This window comes from Chitinophaga sp. 01L420 (genome assembly GCF_056399985.1).
Genome location: NZ_JBFTSK010000011.1, coordinates 82,904 through 105,790 on the forward strand (window position 1 = coordinate 82,904; position 22,887 = coordinate 105,790).

Consider the following 22,887-nt stretch of genomic DNA (forward strand, 5'->3'; position numbering starts at 1 on the left):
TTTTTATAAAATATAATCATTATATTCAATGTAATTTCCTACTACCAAAATCTGTCGAACAATGAAAAAACTGTTACAATCATGGCTATACGCCATTTTAGGTGTGTCATTCCTATTAACGACACTGCATCCCGCTGAAACATATGCGCAGGGTGCCGCGCCTTCGCAACACCTGACATTCTCTTTTCCCGTTGATGCGGTATTGAAGATGCATAAGATTAAAATTGTGCAATCCGCTTTTACCGAGTATTTTGAAATGCATAGTTTTACGAACGGCTATGCAGGATTGCAACAGACGCCTGACAGCAGCAAAGGGAGCTCGCATACCCTTATTTCGTCCCTCTGGGATCCCAACACTGCCGGCGGCATTTACTCCGCGGTGCAATACAAAGCCAGTAATACTTATACCGGTCGTTTCGGTGGGGAAGGAGATGGGTATCAATCCATTAATCCCTACAACTGGACGCTTAATACCTGGTACAATATGGTGATCCGGTCATGGAAGTCAGGCGGACAATTGTACATCGCTACTTTCATCAACAATCTGAGTAATAACCAATGGTTTCACACCGCCACCTTATCGATTCCTGCTCCTGCCAACTATTTAGGCTCCGGCAACGATGCCTTCCTGGAAAACTGGGATGATAACGTTAAATGGAATGGGGCCTTTGTCCGTAAAGCATTTTTTAAAGATTGCTGGAACCTGAACACGGCGGGAGTATGGCAAAAACATACGAGTCGTACTTTCAGTGCTAATGCCGGTGATCAGGGGCGCAACGGGATATACGACCGGGCTTTTAATGCGGGTTATGATGCTACGGAAGATGCCTATTTTATGGTGCATGGAGGAAGTACTACGCCAGATGCAGCTTTCGGCACCGGACGTACCCTGTCACTGCCAGCACAAACCAACCAGGGAACAGCACCTGTTATCACTGCCGGTGTTATATCAACAGTGAGCGCTACCTACAACAGCGGTACTACCACTATCAACTGGACCAACAGCAATACTACGGGGCCGCAGTTATCGGCTAAAGCAGAGATCCTGAATGGAGCCGGCACGGTACTGAGTATTCAGGAGGACACCGTGCCACAGAAGCGCAGCGCGGTTATTGCCGGTACCCTTGCAGCCGGCACCTATACTGCCCGCGTTACTATCCGGGATATTTTTAATAATGTATCTTCCGCAGTTACCGGCACTTTTACCGTTAGTGGCAGCCCTGATACTACCTGGTACAAAATAAAAAACGCCTATAGTAATTTGTACCTCGGCGTGAAAGATAGCAGCAAAGCAGACCTGGCAACTATCGCGCAATATAGCAATGGTAGTGGCTACCATCTGCAATGGTATCTCAGTACCCAGAATGGCGCGAAGGTGATCATCAATCGCCGTAGCGGTAAAGCCATTGATCTGCCAGGAAGCAGCCAGACAGCCGGCACCCACCCAATACAATACACCGTGCAAAATGGACTTAACCAGCAATGGAACCTGGTAGCTGTTACCGGCGGGGCCTATCTGATCCAGAGCAACCTGTCCAATCATTATGTGCTGGATGATTCTGCCAGCAGCACCATCAGCGGCACAGGCATCATTCTGTATCCCGCCAGTGGCAGTAATGGCGGTACTAATCAGCGTTGGCTGCTGGAGCAGCTGGTGAATCCACTCGGTGCCCAGAATGCAATGGTATCCCCTCAAACAACGGCGTATACAACGCCGGCTGGTACAAAGATGCAACTGTATCCCAATCCCGTGCATAACAGCTTTTACCTGTTTGTAAAGAAGCAAAATGATCAGCCATCAGCGTATATTTATAGCCTGGAAGGGCGACTGGTAAAAAAGATAGTGGTATCGTCTACCCCCTCGCATGTGGACGTTTCTGCATTAGAAGGCGGAATGTATTTTGTGAAGTATGGTGATGAAACGATTCGGTTGGTGAAGCAATAATAGCCATGATCGTATAAATCAGCAAAGCCTGCAAACTATTTGCAGGCTTTGCTTTTGATGTTAAATGCCCGCGTTTATCGTCCGTTGATTTCTTTTCGATGCTTCACGAAAGTTTTTCGGAGGAAGGTCGTTATACTGTACGTCAAACTCATGGTAATGCATAATGGACATACTCCAAAACGAAAGAACAGGAGCACTGTTTTTTTATACCAGGGGATATTGGCAGGAATGATCGGGCAACTGATACCATCACCGGCCACTTCTTTGATACCCCAGATATTGAGGGATGCTTTCATGTGGTCAGCTTTAGATTATCCGAAAAAGTGATAGATGCAGGTGGCTAATAAGGCAACAGCAGCAATGCATAGCATGATCATGGTGTTTTTGTTCATTGGGCGTAGTTTTAAATGATTACAACTATTAATACCCTATGCTTTTATTTATCACCCATTTATTTGTGCTTTATTTTTTACCTGTTGTATGCATTTGTATTGCTGGTTGGCGGCGGTATGTTTATTTTTCCAGCCCATTTTTTTCATCAAACTGCTCATAGGTTCCTTGTAAAAGAAAATGGCTTTTAAGATGCGTTGGCAATTGGCGGTGATCTTTGCCAACCATGCTATCACCTTTTCTTCTCTGTCGGGTGGCCGCTGTAATTCGAACGTAGTTAGCTCGCTACCTGGCAGGTAGTGTTCCAGGTTGTCAACGGATATGACCTTATTATCGCGGAGTCTTTTCAGCCATAGGTTCCTGGCGATCGCGAATAAATAGGTTTTTAGTGAGGACGACAGGATAAAATCCGTCTGCCGGACCTTTTGCAGGAGAACGATCATGGCTTCCTGGAAAATATCTTCAGCGTCTGCTGTGGTGCCGTTATGTTGGGTAACATAGGTGAATATGGAAGGATAGTATAGCCGATATAGCCGCTCAAACGCGCCTGCGTCTTCGTTTCTCAGTTGGTCAACCAGGGTGTTGTCAGGTATTGTTTGCATTGGATGATAAAATTAGTCAATAGTCTATACCCAAACGCCGCGATTATCACCCATGTTATTGAAATTTATTTTTGCGGTCAGAATTCCAGGGGCACCACCATCTGTTTCACTATCGGCTCCAGGTTGTTCAGAGACCGCCGCCACCGGGCTTCCATCTCCCGTTTCTCCTGTAGCTGAAAGAGAATTTGCCGGACCGGATTTTTAGGTAAATAAAAATCTATGGTCAGTCTGGTTTTGTTTGCATCAGTTTTTTCGATGGTGTAACAGGTAACGTAGTTCTTTTTTTCGGCTGTTTCGCTGAACAGGACCTTTTCTTCGGGGTTATAGGTGAAGCTGCTGGTAAACATCAGTATTTCCTGCCCGTTTTGCATCACGTGGCGGTGACGACTGCCAATACCCGGCAAAAAATGTTCTACTTCGTCCACCGCCTTTACATCTTCCTGCCATTGATGACGGAATTCAAAATGTACCACGGTGTACACCAGTGTTTTGATATCTGCATCATAGTCTTTGGACACAGATAACATTTTCTTTTTGTCTGCCAGTGCAGGCGCAGGGTCTGGGTCGGGGATGATGTTGTTTTTGAGTTCACTCAGTTGGGTATAGTGAAAGGGAACGTTGCCTGTTTCCGTTTGTTTGGTGCTGGCATCCCATTTCATCCATTGCGCCAGGTCGGGTGGCGGGCCGTTTAACAGGTGATCTGTTACCAGCCAGTATTCATGTTGTTCAATATCGTTTTTGAGTAATTGATGCGCCAGGATCACATCTTTCCCAATTAACTTACTAAAATTCTTTACCTGGTAGGTAGTGAATTCCCCGTAATGGGTGATTACTTTCAGGCTAAGGTCAATGGCGGAGATACAGGCCCGGCATTGGCAGATTTTTCGGTGGTCGTAGGTATTCAGATGCCGGTGAAATTCACAGAACATCTTTTCCACCTGCCGGTACAATGCCGGTAGTTCCAGTGGCGCACCGAATTTATAAAACAGGATGGCATCTCCTTCTATTTCAGAGATTTCCAGGTCTGTTTCATTGGCATTGATCAGCACTTCCAGCAATTGCTGGATAATATGCCGGCTATGCCCGATCTCAATTTCATTCACAAAACGGGTGAAGCCACTTATATCAGGAATAAAAAGCAGCCCTTGATTTTCCATCTTTTACTTATTTATTTAAAGATAATAAAAAAGCCGGTGGCGTATGGTGCTTAAGTTATTAAGTCCTAATTTTGCCGTGAACGAATCACCAGCAACTGTAAAATGACTACCAGCACTGTTAACACAAAGCCGATAAAGGACGGAAATATCAGGATTGCCACTCTTCTCGCATTTGCGATGATCCCCATGTCGGGTTTCGCTACAGACATCTACATTCCGTCCCTGCCGGGAATGGCCAGCTCGCTGGGCATCACGAATAGTCAGGCCCAGCTTACCCTGAGCCTGTTCCTGATCAGTTATGGCGTATCACAGCTTTTTATCGGCAGTTTGCTGGACAGCTACGGCAGATATAAGATTGCACTGGTATCTATGCTCATCTTTTGTGCTTCCTGCGTCACTATTGCCAATACACACAGTATTTATGTGATTTACGCCATGCGGATATTGCATGGTATTACCATTGCTGCTATGGTGGTAAGTAAGCGCGCATTTTTTGTGGACCTGTATTCGGGAGAGAAGCTGAAACATTATCTCAGCATTTTTACGATCATATGGTCCACCGGACCTATTGTGGCACCATTCATTGGCGGGTACCTGGAAGTAAATTTCGGATGGAGTTCTAACTTTTATTTCCTGGGTGCTTTTGGGGCTATCTTGTTCCTGCTGGAATTTATTTTTAGCGGAGAAACCATCAAACATACCACGCCGTTCCATCCTGAAAAGATCCTGTCTATTTATGCGGGTATGCTCCGCACCAGTAGCTTTACACTGGGCGTATCCCTGTTGGGCCTGGGATATTCTATGGTGATGGTATACAACATGTCAGGTCCGTTTATCATTGAGCACTTTTTTAATCTGTCGCCGGTTGTTACCGGATATTGCTCGTTACTGCTGGGATTTGCCTGGATGGTAGGTGGTTTTATCGGCAAAGCAATGATCAACAAACCCTTTCCCCGTAAAATGAGCATCAATGTTGGATTACAGTTGTTATCAGCGGCGGCGTTGCTGCTAACTTTCTCTCTGTTTGGCGGATTATGGACGATACTGGTATTTGCTTTCCTGGTGCATGTAGGCGCCGGTTTTACCTACAATAATTATTTTACTTTTTGTTTGCAGCGATTTCCGAAGAACGCTGGTATTGCCGGCGGTCTGACAGGTGGTTTATCTTATGTAATCGTGTCTGTTCTCAGTTATAGTCTCATCTATTTCCTGCCGGCAAAAGATGGCAGGAACCTGTCGTTCAGTTATATGTTCCTCATCTTTATCAGCGGCGTGGTGATGTACCGGGTGCTTTCCCTGAGCAGGAAAGAGGAGCAGGGCGTAACACCGTAGCACAAACGGTGATGTATATACGTTTCTTTAGTGGCAATAAACCCGGAATGGAAGTGTGACGTAATTGCCCCGCAATTTGCCGTTTTTACAACCCTTGCTGTTAGATATTCTCGCGTAAGTTTGTTTCATCTAAACAACGTACTATATGAAACGCAAATCAGCCTTCATCTTATTGCTACTCATCTCTGCATTTTCACAAATAAATGCGCAGCAGCAAACGGGTAAATATGCCTCCGTGAACGGCTTAAAAATGTATTATGAAATCCATGGCAGTGGACAGCCATTGGTATTGATTCATGGTGGTGGTTCTACCATTCAATCCAGCTTTGGCCGTATTTTACCGGAGCTGGCGAAAACACACCGGGTGATTGCTGTAGAGATGCAGGCGCATGGACATACCGCGGATATAGACCGTCCTTTGAGCTTTGAACAGGATGCGGATGACGTGGCTGCATTGCTCAAGGAACTCCATATAGGAAAAGCGGATATTATGGGCTTCAGCAATGGCGGCACCACTTCACTGCAAATTGCGATCCGCCATCCGGAAGTTGTGAATAAGCTGATCCTGGCTTCTGCGCTCTACAAACGGGATGGTATGCCTGCCGGCTTCTTTGACGGTTTTTCAAAAGCTACCCTGGATGTGATGCCCAAGTCACTGAAAGCAGCTTACCGGGAAGCAAATCCTGACCCTAAAGGCCTGCAGCGCATGTTTGACCGCGATGTGGCCAGGATGAAAGGATTTACAGATATCAGCGATGCGGACATTAAAGCCATTCAGGCACCTGCACTGGTGGTGAATGAGTCGATCAATGGAATACTGCCAGATCATGCACTGCTGCTGTCACGTACGTTGCCACATGCGCAATTAATCATTTTTCCTGGTGGACACGGCGCGTACATGGGGGAAATAGATTCACCCAATAAGAATAGTAAAATGCCGGATGCATTGCTCATCCTGATCAATGAGTTCCTTCAAAACTAAATCACATTATCTTCCTGTTAAAGCGATCCGGAACAGCAATTGTTAAAGGCCTTTCGATTAAATTTAATCACTAAATTAGTTGAATGAAAGGTTTTTGGAAGTACTTCTGGGTCATATACATCCTCTTCTTTGCGATCCCATTCCCCCTCTTTATTTATTATATGACGGTGTATGGGATCGTGGAAGTGGATACCAACCCCTGGCTGGCGCTGATCTATCTGGTGATATCTGTTATATTATGGATTATATTATTGCAGGGCTGGTTCAGGAAATGGGTGTTGATGCCCTTTATCATGCAAAAGAATATCAGGCGTCTTTTAACAGATGGCGCCAGGAAAGAAGCCGGGATTACACATAGCCAGGAACTGATATCCGCTGGAAATAATCTTGTCACGAAAGAAATTGTATGTACGCTGCAGAACTTCGTGGGCACAACTATTACGGAGAAGTTAGTCGTAAATGATAGTCAGCCTGCCCTTCGCCGATATGAGACAGGGAAAACCGTCCAGTTGCGTATTGATCCTGCGCTCAAGGCCATTCCTCCCATCACCCCTGATGGTGTACAGGTAACCATAAAAACAGGCGGGATACTATTGCTGAGCATCGTTTGGCTAGCAGTAGTGGCGGCAGTTATCGGGTATTACTGCTATGCTTATATCCTGGAAAACAGTGGCATGGGCTGGCGTTTTCTCAGGTTTTATCACCCGCTCCTCCTGATTCCTTTAATCTTACTGTTGACCCGCTTTGGCCTGATGAAATTATTTAAATTCATCGGAGGCTCACCGGCAGCATTGCTACGCTTTAAATATTACGGCATACGTACCGATGCGCAGATTGTATCTGCTTCGCAAACGGGCACCTATATTAACGAGCAACCCCAGCTACGGTTTGAACTACGCTACCAGGATGCCACCGGCATCAGTCATACTGCTTCGTTAAAGAAAATAATTCCACTCCTGGAGCTGGACATCGCCAAACAAGCGACCATCCCCATTTTTTATTTGAAAGAAAAACCGGAGCAAATAGCCTTTGCCAGCGATGTGGAAGCTTAAAAGAAATATGATCATGCAGTTACAAAAGATAATAACCATCGTATTAGTGACAGGGTGTATGTCCTGCCAGTCATTCCGGGACTCTATTCATGATACCTTCAATGGTACTAATACAGATAGCACCCTTCAGCATGCAGGAACGCCTGCGGCTAACAGGAGGGTGGAAGAGAGCAGCAGTACTACTGTTACTTCTTCCACTGTACATACCAGCAGTACAGTGACTTCGTCCACGGAACACAGCAGCAGCAGCAGCGATGGTTTCCTGGCCAATGTAGCCAGGCTGACGGCCGCAGAACGGGCGCTTCGTCACTTACCGGCCTTCGCAGGAAAAGATATTTATTTGTATGAAGGCATTCATTTCTATGATGATGGCAGGATAGGTACCAAAGTGCAGCATCCGCAAAACCCGGCATATATTGATGAATACGAGTTTGTGAATGGAAACTGGAAGGCGCCGGAACCCGTGCAGCTCTCTGTACGCGATGATATCCAGAAACGACTGATTAAACTGGATGATATTAGTTTTGGCAGCGTGGCAACGGTGTACCGGAATTACCAGCTAAAAGCAGATAGTGTGACAGGCACCAAACCGCTTACACATATATACGCCATATTTGACGATAAGACCTTCAACTGGTATCCCCAATCCCTCGATGGTAGCAGGGAACGCTATTTTATTAGTTTTACGAAAGATGGAAACCTGCAGCGTTTTTACCGTGAGTAGCGCTTTGTAAGGTAGTTTGTCCCCCTCCGGGAGTTTCGATCGTTATGTGGTTGAAATTATCTTCCGCGAGGAGTATAACTAACCAACAAAGCAAGTATGAATACAGACAGCTTATTCAGGCCATTCCGCCTGAAATCCCTGAACACAAGGAATCGTTTTGTTATGTCCGCCATGACCAGGTCCTTTTCTCCCGGAGGATTGCCTGGCGCTGATGTGGCCAGCTATTACCGCAGAAGAGCGGAAGGAGAAGTGGGCTTAATCATTTCAGAGGGAACGGTCATTGACCGGCCATCTTCTTCAAAAGAGCCGGATGTACCCAAATTTTATGGTGCGCCTTCCCTGGRAGGCTGGCAACAGGTGATAGATGGTGTTATCGCCGCAGGAGGCCAAATGGCGCCACAGCTCTGGCATGCAGGCATACAGGATGCTGCGCCGACTGGCTGGGTGCCGCCGGTGCCGTTTGAAGGTCCATCCGGTGTTGGTAACGGTCGTGCTATGACGGATGCAGACATCGCTGATACCATCGCCGCTTTTGGCCGCGCTGCAGCAAATGCAAAACGGATGGGCTTTAACAGTATAGAAGTGCAGGGTGCACATGGTTATCTTATTGATCAGTTTTTTCGGGAAGATACCAATACCAGGACCGATCTTTTTGGTGGTAAAACACTGGCCGAACGTACCCGGTTTGGAGTAGAAGTGACCAAAGAAATACGGAGACAGGTAGGGGAAGATTTCGCGCTGATCATGCGCGTATCGCAGTGGAGCTTTAAAAACTTCCATGAAAAGCTTGCCCCCACACCGCAGGAAGTGGAAGCGTGGCTAACGCCGCTGGCCGATGCCGGTATAGATATTTTTCATTGCTCTACCCGCAGATTCTGGGAGCCGGAATTTCCGGGATCTGATCTGAACCTGGCTGGCTGGGCCAAAAAACTGACAGGAAAAGCTACCATCACCGTGGGTTCCGTTGGTTTAGATAAAGATGTTACCTCGTTGTATGTTGGTGAAAATTCATCGCCCGCCTCCATTGATGAGCTGATTCGCCGAATGGATAATGATGAATTTGACCTGGTGGCAGTGGGCCGGTCTATTTTAACAGATCCTAACTGGGTGCAGAAATTGAAGGAAAACAGGATGCATGAATGGCAGGGGTTCAATAAAGAAGTGCTGGGTAAATTAGTGTAACAGGATATATTATTTAAACGCCTGCCGGTACTCCTGTGGAGATACATTTGTTTTGTTCCTGAACAGCTTATTGAAAGACTGAGGGTGCTCAAAGCCAAGTTGATAGGCTATTTCAGCAATGGTGAGCTGACTGGTACTAAGTATCTCTTTTGCTTTTTCAATTAGTTTGTTATGGATATGTTGCTGGGTGTTTTGCCCGGTAAGCTGACGCAGCATGTCGCTTAAATACCTTTGCGAAACATTTAATTGGCTGGAAATATCCTGCACAGAAGGCAACCCGTGCATGAGGGCTTCGTTGTTGTCGAAATACCGTGTCAGCAATTGTTCCAGCTCATCAAGTAAATCGCTGTGTACTGCTTTGCGGGTAATAAACTGCCGGGTATAGAAACGATTGCTGTAGTTCAGCAATTGTTCTATTTGTGAGATCATAATATCCTGGCTGAAATTGTCGATCGACAAGGAGAGTTCATGTTCAATATTTTTAAAGATACCTACAATGATTTCTTTTTCTTTTTCAGAAAGATGTAAAGCTTCAGCAGCGGAGTAAGAGAAGAAACCGTAATTTTTGATGTGCTTACCCAATGGATAGTTTCTGATAAAATCCGGGTGAAACAGCAGCGTATATCCGCTATAGTCCACCTCTTCCGGGCTGGCGGCAATAAGCTGGCCGGGGGAGATAAAGGATAAGCCGCCTTCATCGAAATCATAATATCCCTGTCCGTATCTGACTTTACCTGTAAGCTGTTTTTTAAAAGAGATCTTGTAGAAATTCAGGATCATGCCTTTGGCAATATCGCCGGTATCATTTTTAATTTCACCATAATCCACCAGGCTGATGAGCGGATGCAATGGCTTAGGTAGCCCCAATGCTCTTTGCAATTCGGAGATGGAATTAAAAATATATGGAGATGGAGCATCTGCTTTCATATAGTTGTTATACGGTTGGTTAAAGATATGCTTTATCGAAAAGGGTAAAGCATATCTTATCTTTTAGTGACAAAAATTTGATTATAGACCCATGTAGTGCTTTACCGGATAAACGTTCCATGACACCGTACTTTGGTTAATCATTTCGTGTACCACAGAATCGGCCATCTCTGTCATGAGGTTGGTCATCGCCTTCCTGCCGGCGGCCACGCTATCCCAAAGCAGCATGTCTACGATGGTACCGTCTTCCTGCTCGGCTATCCGCCTGGATTGAAAACCCGGCTGACGTTGCAGCCATTCGTCAATATCTGCATTGGCGGTAATAAATGCCTCACAGGTGTATCCATTCAGTTGGAAGGTGGTAATTTCTAAGCCACCTGTTATTTTCTGTTGCTTTTTCATCATCGTATCTGTTTTATGGCTGCATCAGTTTTGTCATGCCAATTCTAAAACCATCCGCTCCCTGGGCCTGTCTTTGGGCGACCAGCTTATGCGCATCGGGGCCGGCTAAATAAGTCAACTGATCCTTTTCATCCGTAGCGGCCTCATATACAGTGGCTGCAATGACTTCCGGCTCCGTAAATGTTAACAGCCCATCCGAGAAAACGGTTGTCATTTTTTGCATTAAGGGTTCATAATCTTTATGACCCGCTACCTGCATCACATTCATATAATTGCTTTTAATGCCCCCGGGAGCAATCGTTTTAATACCGATGTGGAATGGCGCCAGTTCATAAGACATGCTCTCACTCCAGCCTTCCAGCGCCCATTTAGTAGCATTGTACACACTGGAAAGCGGATTGGAAACCAGCCCGAATACAGAGGTGGTGGTAATGAATAAACCCTGTTTTCTTTGTTTGAAGTAGGGAATAAAAGCCTGTGTTACCCGAAGCACCCCGGTGAGGTTGGTGTCTATCTGTGCCGTCATCTGTTCCTCCGTGCAGGCCTCTAATGCACCTATCAGCCCATAACCTGCATTATTGAATACTACGTCAATATCGCCCAGCCGGATGGCTGATTGAACGGTGGCATTCACTTGTGCTGCATTGGTGACATCCAGTGGCAATAGGGTTACATGATCGAGTTGATGCAGCGTTGTTTCTTTTTCCGGCGCCCGCATAGTGGCGATTACCCTCCAGCCTTTGGCATGAAATAATTTGGCAGTGGCTTTACCCAGTCCTGCTGATGCTCCGGTAATGAAGATTGTTTTCATGTTGAATATCTCTTTTGTGATGATAACACAAAGGTGAGTTAACGTGAGAGGCCGGGAGTAGTCGATTTGGTATTTGTTGTAGCCAAAATGGGGAGGGCGCGAACATTTTATTCCCGATTTCTGGTATATTACTGTTGATGAGCATAGTCATAAACAGCATAAATCATAACAGATGAATTCAATACCGGCTGATTTCAGCGCCATTGTCGCGGAAATTGATGAACAAATAAGAACCAGGTTATGGTTTGATTTCCATGTATTTCATTACGATGGCCATAGGCTGGTTGTTGCCGGGAGTATTGATCTTTGTTATTACCATGAAATGGAAGTTATTTTTGAAAATGTTTTCTTCATCCGGGGATTTTTTAACGGTTGGCATTCAGATACCAGTAAACCTGTTTTTATACAGACTGATAATGTAAGCACATTCAACACAGAGTTTGAAATAGAACAAGGTTATACGCTGTTTATTTTTAAAACGGAAGACTATGAGAAAGACGTTATTATTGCTGCAGAGAAAGTGTCTTTCAATACCGATACTGTTTTTTATTATGAACGTGATGATCTGGAAGGGAATCAGCGCATCGCTGATTTTGTTAAGCGACGTGCACCGGAGGGCCCGAAAAATAAAGAGTAGCATCCCGATAAATTTTTAATAGAAAACGCCTTCCTGTCAATCAACAGGAAGGCGTTTTTTGTGAAAATACTTTTTAGAACTTATACGCAAAACCAGCGGCAAAATTCCTTGGTTTCTGCGGGTTGATAGACCAGTAACCAGTGTAATAAACTTCGTTGGTGATATTGTTCACTGCCAATGAAATCCTGAATTTCCTGGCATTGTAAAATACCGTACCATTTAGCAGGGTATAGGAAGGCAATAAGAATACGCCTGTTTTGCTGTTATCAATTACTTTATACACGCCGCCATAATTACCTCCGAAGCCGAGTCCGAAGTTTTTCAGGATGCCGTTACTGAATTTATAGGTGGCCCAAAGGTTAGCGAGGTCCTGGGGACCTTGTCCGCCCGGGCTTCTGCCTGGTTCGCCATAAAAGTCATCTTTAGCGCCGGAGATGATTTTGGTTTCATTATGGCTATAGCCTGCAATAATATTCAGACCGTTTAACGGATGAGCGCTTACTTCAAATTCAATCCCTTTGCTGCCTACCTTTCCACCTTGAGTAACATCGTGCTGATTCTGCGCATCAGGCATTACCCTGTCTGATACTTTGATATCATATACAGACACGGTACCGGTTAGCCTGCCATCAAACAGGGTGGTTTTAACACCGTATTCGAATTGATCGGCATGTTCTGGTTTGAAAGATTTTACACGGCTGTTATTACCATCTGCATCGGATACTGTTTGTGGCGCCACATTGATGAAGGCATTCATATAATTGGCAAACAGCGATACTTTGTTCAGGATGGGCTGATATACGATACCAAACTTTGGTGATACGGCAAACTGGCTGTAATCGTCATCAGGGTCGTTTTTGTCGCCTTTTGAATCGAAGTAGTCGGCGCGTAAACTCACCATGGCAATTAAAGCCGGTGTGATATTGAGTACGTTAGAAAAGTAGGCACTGTAGGAACTATTGGAGATGTTGGTTTTGGTGCTGTCCAGTGGCGCCAGCAAGGCTGTAATTGATGACATGGTTAAGTCTATCGGCGGACCCGGCTCACCGGTTTCCGGATTGAAATAACCTATTTCTCCCTGGGGCGTAACATTTCTTGCGGAAGCCCATCCGGTGCTGTTTTCAACAACATGACGATGATAATAATCCAGTCCCGCCAGCAGGCGGTTTCTCATATTGCCAATTTTGAAATCGCCGTTGAAGTTTTGTTGTATATCGAGAGAGGTCGTCTTTTGATTTTCGTAATGGAAATACTGTTGGAACCATTTGTCACCGGGCACATCGTCCCAGATATAAGTATAAATCCCATTGGATTTAATTCTTCCGGTAGACACCACGGTTTGAGATTTCCATTGGGAAGAGAGCTTATACAACATTTGCGCCTGCAGGTTAAAGCGCGGATTACGGATCGTGAGATCGTTGTTGGTAAAGGATAACTTGTTATTGAGGTTCAGCGCCTGCACGGTTTTGAAGTCCAGTAAGGCATCCCTGTTGGATTGGAAGAAAATAGGTGGTGCAGCCCTTTTTTCCTGCATGATTTCTGCCATTACGCTGAAGGACAAGCGGTTGTTTACTTCATAGGAAAAGGAGGGTGCAATGAAAAACGATTTTTTGAAACCTGCATCCTGGAAGGTGTTTTCGCTATGAACAGCGCCGTTTAAACGGAGTGCGATCTTTTTCTTTTTGCTTAACGGGGTATTGATATCAATGGTGATTCTGTTTAAGTCAAAGCTACCTGTGTTGTAAGTAACTTCTCCTCCAAAAGTATAGTATGGTTTTTTGGTAATGGTGTTAATCATACCACCATAACTTTGAAAGCTACCGCCGAAAAGAGTACCTGAGGGGCCTTTGATGACTTCTATTTCTTCTACATCTGCCGGATCCGGATTGCCGCTGGTAATACCGGGCAGGCCGTTATACAGAGAAGGCTGTGCATCAAATCCACGCAGCGCAAAATAGGAGGCGCCATCGCCTGCTCTGCCGGTAGATTCCCAGGTTCTGGTAATGCCGGGTACATTGCGTAAGGCATCATCGTAGTTGGAGATGACCTGTTGCTTTAGAAGCTCGGATGATACCGTACTATATACCTGCGGATTTTCGAGTTTTTCCAGTGGCATTTTGGCCACAGATTTATTTTCCTTCTTAATATTATTGGATGATACCGTTACTTCATGGAGTTGTGCCGCGTTCTCTTTCAGCACAAAATCCACCTGCGTGGCTTGCCCTGCGGTAACGTTGATCTGCTTTTCTTCCGCAATAGATACGAGGTCGCTGACCAGCAAGGTCCAGGTGCCTGGCTTTACATTTTTGATGGTGTATACGCCTTGCTCGTTGCTGATGTCGCCCCATTTGGCATTTTTAATTCTGATGGTAACGAGTGGGGCTGGTTTGCCGTCACTGGTGGTAATAGTGCCTTTAATAGTACCGTTGTTGTCTTTAGCACTTTGCGCATACAGGCAGGTAGTAGCAAACAGACAGGTCATTAAAAGTAAAAGCCGATGAAACATTTAAAGTGTGATTTGGTTGTGCGTGATCAGTTAGACTGCAAAGGTTGATCACAGACCGCATCTTTAGTTATGCCAATCGGGAAAATTATTTACGCAATACGGAAAAATATAATGAATGAACGGAATAGGGTTCGGGTATAACTGGAAAGTCGTTATTTCTTCGGGAGTATGGCGGTGGCTTCAATTTCAACCAATATATCACTCCTGAACAGCTTATTCACCTGCACCAGCGTGCTGGCAGGAGGTGTTTGTGTATTGATAAATTTATCCCGGGCATTCCGGATGGCCTGAATCTGGGTCACATCCGTTATAAAATAGCCCAGCTTCACCACGTTGTCCATGGTTCCGCCGGCATCTTCAATAATGCTTTTAATGTTCTGGAATACCTGTTCTGCCTGTTTACCGGCATCGTCTTTTCCTACAAGGTTGCCTTCTTTGTCCAGGGCTACCTGGCCGGAGAGGATAAGCATTTTGCAATTACCCAGGTCAATAACGGCGGCCTGGGAATATCCTTTAGGTACGTGTACGGTAGGGGGATTGACCATTTTCACCGTAGACGACTTTGTTTGAGAGAAAGCGGCCAGCGAAATAAACAGGGCGGGCAGGAATACGATTTTTTTCATGCGGATATTTTTACTGGATCTAAAGATAATGATTCCCATTTTCCACCTGGCAATAAAATCGGTTCGAAAATAGTTTGGGCCTCCGGATTTTTATTTTAAATAAAATAGATCCAACAGGGATTAGCCCGGTGTGATTTAACGTCTTTAGTTATTAAAAGAATGGACAAAGCAAACATAAAAGTCAGGCAATTATTTTCTATCCCTGTAATGGTAGCGGCATTAGGCTATTTTGTAGACATATACGACCTGTTATTATTCAGTATCGTGCGCATCCCCAGTTTGCAGGCACTACACGTAGGAGAGAGTGAGTTGCTGAAGAAAGGCATTTACCTGATCAATATGCAAATGGCCGGTATGCTGCTGGGAGGCATCCTGTGGGGCATCTACGGCGACAAGAAAGGGAGACTATCTGTTTTGTTTGGCTCTATTTTATTATACTCCCTGGCAAATATTGCCAATGGTTTTGTGACTACGGTAGACCAATATGCGCTGCTGCGTTTTATTGCAGGGGTAGGACTGGCAGGAGAACTGGGTGCCGGCATCACATTAGTGGCCGAGATCCTGCCAAAGGAAATACGGGGTTATGGCACTACCATTGTATCGGCGGTAGGTGTGTTGGGAGCTGTGCTGGCCTATGTGGTGGCGGATATGTTCGACTGGAAAATTGCTTATTTTATTGGTGGAGGATTGGGCCTGGCATTACTTGTACTACGATTTAATGTATTTGAGTCGGGTATGTTTAAAGCGGTAAAGAAAGAGACGACCTCCCGAGGAAATTTCTTTGCATTATTTACGACTACTGCCATGTTTTATAAATACCTGCGCTGCATCCTGATAGGATTACCTATCTGGTTTGTGATAGGTATACTGGTTACTTTTTCTCCCGAATTTGGAAAAGCTATTGGTCTTACTACTACCGTGTACGCCGGTAAAGCAGTGATGTTTTGTTACATCGGACTTTCACTGGGAGACATCAGCAGCGGGCTCTTAAGTCAGTACCTGCGGAGCAGGCGGAAATCCGTATTTGTTTTTATTATACTCACCCTCGTTACGGTAGCCATCTACCTGGTACAAACCTCACAAAGTATTTTCATTTTTTACGGGTTATGCTTATTGCTGGGATTTGCAATTGGTTACTGGGCATTGTTTGTAACCATTGCTGCAGAACAGTTTGGTACTAACCTGCGGGCAACGGTAGCCACCACCGTGCCTAATTTTGTACGCGGCAGCGTCAATATTTTTACGCCATTATTCCTGTTGTTAAAGGATCATACCAGTGTAACCCAGGCGGCAGGCATTATTGCGCTCGCCACTATTATACCTGCGTTATTGGCGCTTTGGAAAATGGAAGAAACTTTTTCAAAAGATTTGAATTATACGGAGTAACGGCTTTAGCATCCATCGCCCTATATGCAGCGTATCAAACTTTAACTTTCTGTTTGCACCTATAAGGTTAATTTCACCGGTAAGCATCACTGAATACCTGATCCCCTCCTGCACTGTGCGATGCTGGCTTCGCCTTATAAATAGCATGATTATGCCCGCATCCAGATGGTTAATGATGATCTTTGTTGTCTGTATCACCAGTCAGGCTGTAAATGCCCAGTTTACACTGAAAGGAATGGTCGTAGATRCCGGCAGCAAAAAGCCGCTTCCTTATGTAAACATTGGTATCCCGCATAAGAATGTCGGCGCCATTTCTCATCCGGACGGCACTTTTACGATTAATATTCCGGAGCAATATAGAAATGATACCCTGACTTTCTCTATGGTAGGGTATACCTCGATAAGTTTTAATATCAAAACGATTGGACAGGTTACGCAATTTGAGTTAAAGGAAAAAATAAGCCAGTTAAACCCGGTAATCATTGCCGGGGAAAAGCTGACGGAAGAGAGAATAGGTATTGTAAAGTACCATCCAATTGTTCATTTCACGGATGCCAGTACCAATCAGGATGATATTTTTGAGATCGCCCAGGTAGTCAGGCTGGATGATAAGGCGGCTAAAGTAACGAGCCTTAGTTTGTATATTAGTGAGGACCGGAAAGACAGTGGTATCTTCAGGATCAATTTTTATAGCTTCGATGGTAAACGTCCCGGGAATCGGATTTTTGAAGAAAGTATTGTGCAAACACATGCTATTCAAAAGGGCTGGCTGAAATTTGATTTGAAAAAGTATCATCTCTATTTGAAAGGAGATGTTGTTGCTGCTATAGAGTTTATTCCATTGGAGAAAAAGACGGCTCCGATTTATTACGAAGTAAAGCTGGGAGGGTCAGCCAGGAGTTTTACCCGCCCCCAAAGCCAGGGAGAGTGGAGAGTGCCGCCACATCATTATCGCATGTTTATGACAGCGCTTGTATCCAACAACCGCCGGGATAAACACCCGGAAAACGGTGATGAAAAAGAAACGTTGCCGGCTGTTCGACTGTATTCTTCTTACGTACAGGATAGCTTCTCTATATTTATTAAAGTGCCGAAAGGCTATGATAAAAAAAAGGATCGTCTTTACCCGGTTGTATACCTGTTGGATGCCAACGCTTATTTTGACCAGGTAAGCGATTATATAAAGAGAGAGTTATCCGCAGCGCCCATTCTGGTGGGTGTTGGGTACGCTGATTTTGTTCAGAATGATTCTTTAAGGAGCCGGGATTATACTTACCCGGTAGCATTGGCGGAGGATAGCTTTGCCATCAGTGGCGGGGCAGATAAGTTTTTACATTTTCTTCAGCAGGAGCTGCTACCATATGTTGATAACGCCTATCGGACAGATACCAGCAATCGCACTATTATGGGGCACTCCCTGGGCGGCTATTTTACGACGTTTGCGATGGAAAGGGAAGTGTTGAAGAAGCGTCTTTATTTCAAAAATTTTGTGGCTGCCAGTCCGTCTTTATCCTACTATGATAATTACCTGCTTAAACAGTTGGGAGATATCCCCTGGAATACCCCGGCGCCCCCACGCACATTATATATCACCGTCGGAGGATTAGAAAGTGACAGTGATGATGGCGCCCCTGCTGAGATGAAGGACTTTATCCGGGATATGCAGGCAAGAAAGGGAGGTGCCATCAATGTGAAGACAGCAATTTATCCGAATTACTCACATATGGAAACTGCCGTGAAGACGTTTCAGGATGCATTAAAATGGCTGATGGAAGATAAGTAGTGTCTCTACATCTTACAGGCGTGTTGCTATAAAATGGGGCTTGTGAAAAAAGAAGTTCACAGCCTATTGCTACAAGACATTCATTTTAGCCTTAAATTTGGGAAATATGCTACTGTAACTCAGCCAATATTTAATACTAAATGACCGCGTCTGATGAAGCAGAGAGAACAAATCATCAACAACTATATTGCCGCTTATAACAGCTTCGACTCCGACAGGATGGTGGCCGATTTTGACGATAACATCCGCTTTGAAAATATTTCAAACGGAAAGACAGATATGACACTGGTGGGCGTAGAAGCCTTCAAACAACAGGCGGAACAGGCAAAGCGCCTGCTTTCAGAAAGAAAACAAACCATCTTATCGTTCGTACATGAAGCGGATAAAACCACTATTGAAATCGACTACTTTGCTGTTTTAGCGATTGACCTGCCCAACGGACTTAAAAAAGGAGCTGAACTTAAATTGTCTGGCGTGTCTGTTTTTAAATTTGAAGGCAATAAGATTATAGCATTATCGGATATCAGTTAGTAAGCTGATGTATCCTATTATATCGAATTATAAGCACGTGGCGTAAAAATTACACGTTTCCGCTCATACCAAAATATAATTCCCTTTCTCATTATTTTATTATTTTCCTGCCGGACCAATATTCTCCTATGTATGGCTAACTTAAACCTTAAAGCGAAAGGGTTAAATACGTATGACGCAATTGTAGTAGGCTCCGGTATTTCCGGCGGCTGGGCTGCGAAGGAACTCTGCGAAAAGGGACTCAAAGTATTGCTGCTGGAACGCGGAAAACAACTGGAACATATAAAAGACTACACTACTGCAACGAAAGCTCCCTGGGAAGTACAGCATAGGGGAGCGCTCACCAACATTCAACAGAAAGAACATCCTTTCCTGATCAGGGAAAGGGCATATTCAGAGTTTAACGAAAGTTATTGGTTGAAGGATGCGGATAGTCCGTATCTGGAAAAGAAACGCTTCGACTGGGCCCGCCCGGACATTGTAGGCGGCCGTTCGATTATGTGGGGTCGCGGATCGCTCCGGCTCAGTGACCTGGATTTTGAAGCCAATATAAAAGAGGGCATTGGCATCGACTGGCCTATCCGTTATAAGGATCTGGCGCCCTGGTATGATTATGTAGAAGCTTTTGCCGGCATCAGCGGACAGGCAGAAGGATTGGCGCATTTGCCGGATGGCGTTTTTCAGCCACCTATGGAAATGAATTGTTTTGAGAAACAGGTGAAAAGCAGGATAGAGTCGACCTTCCCGGATCGACGCATGACTATTTTCCGTACAGCCAATCTTACGCAGCCGATCGGTGACAGGGGGAAGTGTCAGTATCGTGATCGCTGCGCCCGCGGATGCCCATTTGGCGCTTATTTCAGTACGCAGTCGTCTACGCTGCCTGCAGCTGTGAAAACCGGTAATCTTACCCTGCATCCGGATGCGATTGTAAACAGCATTATCTACGATGAAAGCAAAGGCAAGGCCACCGGGGTACGGGTGATAGATAAGCATAGCAAAGAAATGCAGGAGTTCTATGCGAATATCATCTTTCTGAATGCTTCTACACTGGGCAGTACCTTTGTGCTGATGAACTCTGTGTCTAATCGTTTCCCGCAAGGATTAGGCAACGATAACGGCGTACTGGGACATTACCTCATGGATCATCATTTTCATGCCGGCGCAAGTGGGATATCAGAAGATTTTAAAGATAAATATTACTATGGCCAGCGCCCCGCGGGATTTTATATTCCCCGGTTCCGCAACGTGGGTAAAGACAAACGTTCCTATCTGCGGGGATTCGGCTATACCGGTTACAGCAGCCGTAGCGGATGGTCCAGAGGAATTGCAGAACTAGGCATCGGTGACGCATTCAAAGATTATTTGTCGGAGCCAGGGCCCTGGCAAATGGGATTGATGGGCTTCGGCGAATGTTTGCCCTACGAAGAAAATAAGGTCACCCTGGATCATAGTGTGAAGGACGCATGGGGACAACCGGTATTGCAGCTTAATTGTGAATTCAAAGATAATGAGCGGCAAATGCGGAAGGATATGGACCAGGATGCAGTGGCGATGCTGGAAGCGGCAGGACTGAAAAATGTGCAGCCTTTCAACAGGGATTCTTATCCAGGTATGGCCATACATGAAATGGGGACTGCCCGCATGGGGAAAGATCCCCGTACTTCTATCCTCAATGAATGGAACCAGGTGCATAGCGTTAAGAACGTATTCGTCACAGATGGGGCCTGTATGACTTCTTCTGCCTGCCAGAATCCTTCGCTGACGTATATGGCAATTACTGCCAGGGCAGCGGATTACGCCGTGAAGGAATTGAAACGACAGCAACTGTAATAAACGCAAAAGGGCAGATACGAGTGTCTGCCCTTTTGCATTTTACAAAAATAGGATCAGGTATCTGGACTTACATCATCCCAGGCCTGATTCATGTAATTTATCAGCCAGTTTAAAGCGACGTGCCTTTCCATTACCACTTCAGGATTTAGGTTTCCCGGCGCGTTCTGCTGTTGAAGATTTGCACTTGTACAGGCCCAGTCATACCTCAAAATCAAATCAGCCTGATCAAGTATTTCTTTTTTACTTCTCAATTTTGCTTTATCCCTGAATTGCGCTGCGTTAAATGAAGAAATAAGGTCTACATCTGCCGTCACATTACAAACAGCATCGGGGAAAGATAAGCTGTCTATATACCCTAATGCCCAGAGCATTACATGCGTTCCTTCCGCTCTCCAGTTGGCATTGGACATATCCTGCGCGGTAGGGTGTTCTGCTAATATAAACGCTTTTTCTGCTTCCGTAAGATGCTGCATCACCTGGTAATGCTTGTCGAAATCTGCTAATATGGCTTTGCCGGCACTTTCGCTTTTCAATTCAATAAAACATAATGCCAGCGCCCTGTTGACTACTTCCTCTTTTGTCCGGATGGTAACACTGTCTTCAGAAGCCACAAATAAGGCATTCCGGTTATTGTATATCGGAATGTTGTGTGCTACACAAATGGCTTCGGAAGCCAAACGCCTGCGTTGCTGATCGTCGGTAGGTGTTATGTTTTCAACGGGCTTACTAATATCAGGTGTTTCTATCTTCACTTCCTGTACTGGGGCCGGTGGGGCTTGTCCACAGCCGAATAGCGACAACAATGTTCCTGCAGCCAGAACTATTTTTAAATGCTTCATATGCAGATTTAAACCTTAAATATAGTGCATATTTCATATGCCTATGAAATCCGCGTTTGTAAATCTATCTCCTTGAATGTATCTTACCATTCCGTAAGAAAAATAAAACGTGCATTGTATGTCTGAATCATTGAAACCTTTACGCGTATTAGTAGTGGGTTGTGGTAATATGGGCGCTTCCCATGCCACTGCCTTTCACACATTGGATGGATTTGCCATCTGTGGTATTGTATCCACCGGTGCCAGCAAGCAGGTGCTGAATGATAAGCTGGGTGGAGGTTATAGCCTATATAGTAATTATGAAGAAGCATTGGCAGCCACCCAACCGGATGCCGTATGCATTTCCACGTATCCGGATACACATGAAAGCTTTGCTATTACGGCATTGGAACAGGGATGTCATGTATTTATAGAAAAACCACTGGCTGATTCTGTTGCAGGAGCGGAGCGTGTGGCAGCGGCCGCCCGCAGAGCCGGTAAGAAACTGGTAGTGGGTTATATACTCCGGCATCATCCTTCCTGGCAGCGATTTGTGGAACTGGCGCAGCAACTGGGTAAGCCATTGGTGATGCGCATGAACCTCAACCAGCAAAGTTCGGGTAACAAATGGATGGTACACCGTAACCTGCTGCAAAGTTTGAGTCCTATTGTAGATTGCGGTGTTCACTATATTGATGTGATGTGCCAGATGACCCGTTCAAAACCAGTACAGGTATACGCTATCGGCGCCAGGCTTTCAGATGATGTTCCGGCAGATAATTATAACTACGGACAGCTACAGATCCGTTTTGAAGATGGTTCTGTAGGTTGGTATGAGGCCGGCTGGGGGCCTATGATGAGCGAAACTGCCTTCTTTGTAAAAGATGTGATCGGACCGGACGGGTCCGTATCTATTGTTGCTAAAGATGCCGGCGGCGCCGGTAAGTCTGATAACGTAGACGCACATACTAAAACAGAGTCGCTCCGTTTCCATCATGCTGCGCTGGATGAAAACGGGAAATTTGTAAAAGAAGATACCTGGATCACGATGGCAGGAGAACCTGGTCACCAGGGCTTATGCGACCGGGAACAATTATATTTTTTACAAGCTATCCGGGAAGATGTGGACCTCACGGAGCATGTGCAGGATGCGGTCAACAGTCTTCGTATTGCTTTTGCCTGTGATGAATCTGTACGCACCGGTAAAGTGGTCATGCTCTGATAAAAATACTTTGAGCAATGTGCGCCCTTCGCATGTTGC

Annotated in this window: 21 protein-coding genes; 12 read left to right on the forward strand and 9 right to left on the reverse strand. The window is 45.3% G+C overall.

The window, feature by feature from the left end; genetic code table 11:
• Positions 1 to 61 precede the first annotated feature (61 nt).
• Positions 62 to 1,945, forward strand: a complete 1,884-nt coding sequence (locus AC1DP6_RS13235) for a DUF3472 domain-containing protein (protein ID WP_477055259.1) — start codon at positions 62 to 64, stop codon at positions 1,943 to 1,945.
• A gap of 74 nt (positions 1,946 to 2,019) precedes the next feature.
• Here the strand turns inward: AC1DP6_RS13235 and AC1DP6_RS13240 are convergent, their stop codons facing one another.
• From AC1DP6_RS13240 to AC1DP6_RS13250, 3 genes are all read right to left on the reverse strand, one after another.
• Positions 2,020 to 2,241 (reverse strand): hypothetical protein, encoded by a 222-nt coding sequence (locus AC1DP6_RS13240; RefSeq protein WP_477055260.1) that lies wholly within the window; start codon positions 2,239 to 2,241, stop codon positions 2,020 to 2,022.
• Between the two features lie 147 nt (positions 2,242 to 2,388).
• Entirely contained in the window at positions 2,389 to 2,937 is a 549-nt protein-coding gene (locus tag AC1DP6_RS13245; RefSeq protein ID WP_477055261.1) for an RNA polymerase sigma factor, read from the reverse strand.
• Between the two features lie 77 nt (positions 2,938 to 3,014).
• Positions 3,015 to 4,094: a DUF2652 domain-containing protein gene (locus tag AC1DP6_RS13250; protein ID WP_477055262.1), complete on the reverse strand. Its 1,080-nt coding sequence runs from the start codon at positions 4,092 to 4,094 to the stop codon at positions 3,015 to 3,017.
• A gap of 102 nt (positions 4,095 to 4,196) precedes the next feature.
• On the opposite strand from AC1DP6_RS13250, the gene AC1DP6_RS13255 reads away from it, so the two are divergent.
• The 5 genes from AC1DP6_RS13255 to AC1DP6_RS13275 all read left to right on the forward strand — a co-directional run bounded on the left by AC1DP6_RS13255 (position 4,197) and on the right by AC1DP6_RS13275 (position 9,366).
• The gene (locus tag AC1DP6_RS13255) at positions 4,197 to 5,426 is read left to right on the forward strand and encodes an MFS transporter (protein WP_477055263.1); all 1,230 of its coding nucleotides are present in this window, start codon (positions 4,197 to 4,199) and stop codon (positions 5,424 to 5,426) included.
• Between the two features lie 145 nt (positions 5,427 to 5,571).
• On the forward strand, positions 5,572 to 6,408 hold the full coding sequence (locus tag AC1DP6_RS13260) for an alpha/beta fold hydrolase (RefSeq protein ID WP_477055264.1): 837 nt from the start codon (positions 5,572 to 5,574) through the stop codon (positions 6,406 to 6,408).
• Positions 6,409 to 6,491: 83 nt separating this feature from the next.
• Positions 6,492 to 7,460, forward strand: a complete 969-nt coding sequence (locus tag AC1DP6_RS13265) for a hypothetical protein (protein ID WP_477055265.1) — start codon at positions 6,492 to 6,494, stop codon at positions 7,458 to 7,460.
• A gap of 13 nt (positions 7,461 to 7,473) precedes the next feature.
• Positions 7,474 to 8,184, forward strand: a complete 711-nt coding sequence (locus AC1DP6_RS13270; protein ID WP_477055266.1) for a hypothetical protein — start codon at positions 7,474 to 7,476, stop codon at positions 8,182 to 8,184.
• Positions 8,185 to 8,280: 96 nt separating this feature from the next.
• Positions 8,281 to 9,366, forward strand: coding sequence for an NADH:flavin oxidoreductase (locus AC1DP6_RS13275; protein WP_477055267.1), 1,086 nt, complete (start codon positions 8,281 to 8,283; stop codon positions 9,364 to 9,366).
• A 9-nt stretch (positions 9,367 to 9,375) separates the two neighbouring features.
• Here the strand turns inward: AC1DP6_RS13275 and AC1DP6_RS13280 are convergent, their stop codons facing one another.
• The 3 genes from AC1DP6_RS13280 to AC1DP6_RS13290 form a co-directional block, all read right to left on the reverse strand.
• A complete protein-coding gene (locus AC1DP6_RS13280) occupies positions 9,376 to 10,293 on the reverse strand; it encodes a helix-turn-helix domain-containing protein (RefSeq protein WP_477055268.1) in 918 nt (305 codons plus the stop codon).
• 81 nt (positions 10,294 to 10,374) lie between these two features.
• Complete coding sequence (locus tag AC1DP6_RS13285; protein ID WP_477055269.1) at positions 10,375 to 10,698, reverse strand: hypothetical protein; 324 nt, start codon at positions 10,696 to 10,698, stop codon at positions 10,375 to 10,377.
• Positions 10,699 to 10,708: 10 nt separating this feature from the next.
• Positions 10,709 to 11,506, reverse strand: coding sequence for an SDR family oxidoreductase (locus tag AC1DP6_RS13290; protein WP_477055270.1), 798 nt, complete (start codon positions 11,504 to 11,506; stop codon positions 10,709 to 10,711).
• A 172-nt stretch (positions 11,507 to 11,678) separates the two neighbouring features.
• Here AC1DP6_RS13290 and AC1DP6_RS13295 point away from each other — a divergent pair, with 172 nt between their 5' ends.
• Complete coding sequence (locus tag AC1DP6_RS13295; protein ID WP_477055271.1) at positions 11,679 to 12,143, forward strand: hypothetical protein; 465 nt, start codon at positions 11,679 to 11,681, stop codon at positions 12,141 to 12,143.
• Positions 12,144 to 12,216: 73 nt separating this feature from the next.
• Here AC1DP6_RS13295 and AC1DP6_RS13300 read toward each other — a convergent pair whose 3' ends face one another.
• A complete protein-coding gene (locus AC1DP6_RS13300) occupies positions 12,217 to 14,649 on the reverse strand; it encodes a TonB-dependent siderophore receptor (RefSeq protein ID WP_477055272.1) in 2,433 nt (810 codons plus the stop codon).
• A 152-nt stretch (positions 14,650 to 14,801) separates the two neighbouring features.
• On the reverse strand, positions 14,802 to 15,272 hold the full coding sequence (locus tag AC1DP6_RS13305) for a RidA family protein (protein ID WP_477055273.1): 471 nt from the start codon (positions 15,270 to 15,272) through the stop codon (positions 14,802 to 14,804).
• A gap of 159 nt (positions 15,273 to 15,431) precedes the next feature.
• Here AC1DP6_RS13305 and AC1DP6_RS13310 point away from each other — a divergent pair, with 159 nt between their 5' ends.
• From AC1DP6_RS13310 to AC1DP6_RS13325, 4 genes are all read left to right on the forward strand, one after another.
• Positions 15,432 to 16,658 (forward strand): MFS transporter, encoded by a 1,227-nt coding sequence (locus AC1DP6_RS13310; protein ID WP_477055274.1) that lies wholly within the window; start codon positions 15,432 to 15,434, stop codon positions 16,656 to 16,658.
• Positions 16,659 to 16,809: 151 nt separating this feature from the next.
• The gene (locus AC1DP6_RS13315; RefSeq protein ID WP_477055275.1) at positions 16,810 to 18,441 is read left to right on the forward strand and encodes an alpha/beta hydrolase-fold protein; all 1,632 of its coding nucleotides are present in this window, start codon (positions 16,810 to 16,812) and stop codon (positions 18,439 to 18,441) included.
• Positions 18,442 to 18,594: 153 nt separating this feature from the next.
• Positions 18,595 to 18,972, forward strand: a complete 378-nt coding sequence (locus tag AC1DP6_RS13320) for a nuclear transport factor 2 family protein (RefSeq protein WP_477055276.1) — start codon at positions 18,595 to 18,597, stop codon at positions 18,970 to 18,972.
• 132 nt (positions 18,973 to 19,104) lie between these two features.
• Complete coding sequence (locus tag AC1DP6_RS13325; RefSeq protein WP_477055277.1) at positions 19,105 to 20,805, forward strand: GMC oxidoreductase; 1,701 nt, start codon at positions 19,105 to 19,107, stop codon at positions 20,803 to 20,805.
• A gap of 56 nt (positions 20,806 to 20,861) precedes the next feature.
• On the opposite strand, the gene AC1DP6_RS13330 is transcribed toward AC1DP6_RS13325, so the two are convergent.
• The gene (locus AC1DP6_RS13330; RefSeq protein ID WP_477055278.1) at positions 20,862 to 21,647 is read right to left on the reverse strand and encodes a DUF4272 domain-containing protein; all 786 of its coding nucleotides are present in this window, start codon (positions 21,645 to 21,647) and stop codon (positions 20,862 to 20,864) included.
• A gap of 118 nt (positions 21,648 to 21,765) precedes the next feature.
• Between AC1DP6_RS13330 and AC1DP6_RS13335 the strand changes: the two genes are divergently transcribed.
• Positions 21,766 to 22,848 (forward strand): Gfo/Idh/MocA family protein, encoded by a 1,083-nt coding sequence (locus tag AC1DP6_RS13335; RefSeq protein WP_477055279.1) that lies wholly within the window; start codon positions 21,766 to 21,768, stop codon positions 22,846 to 22,848.
• Positions 22,849 to 22,887 lie beyond the last annotated feature (39 nt).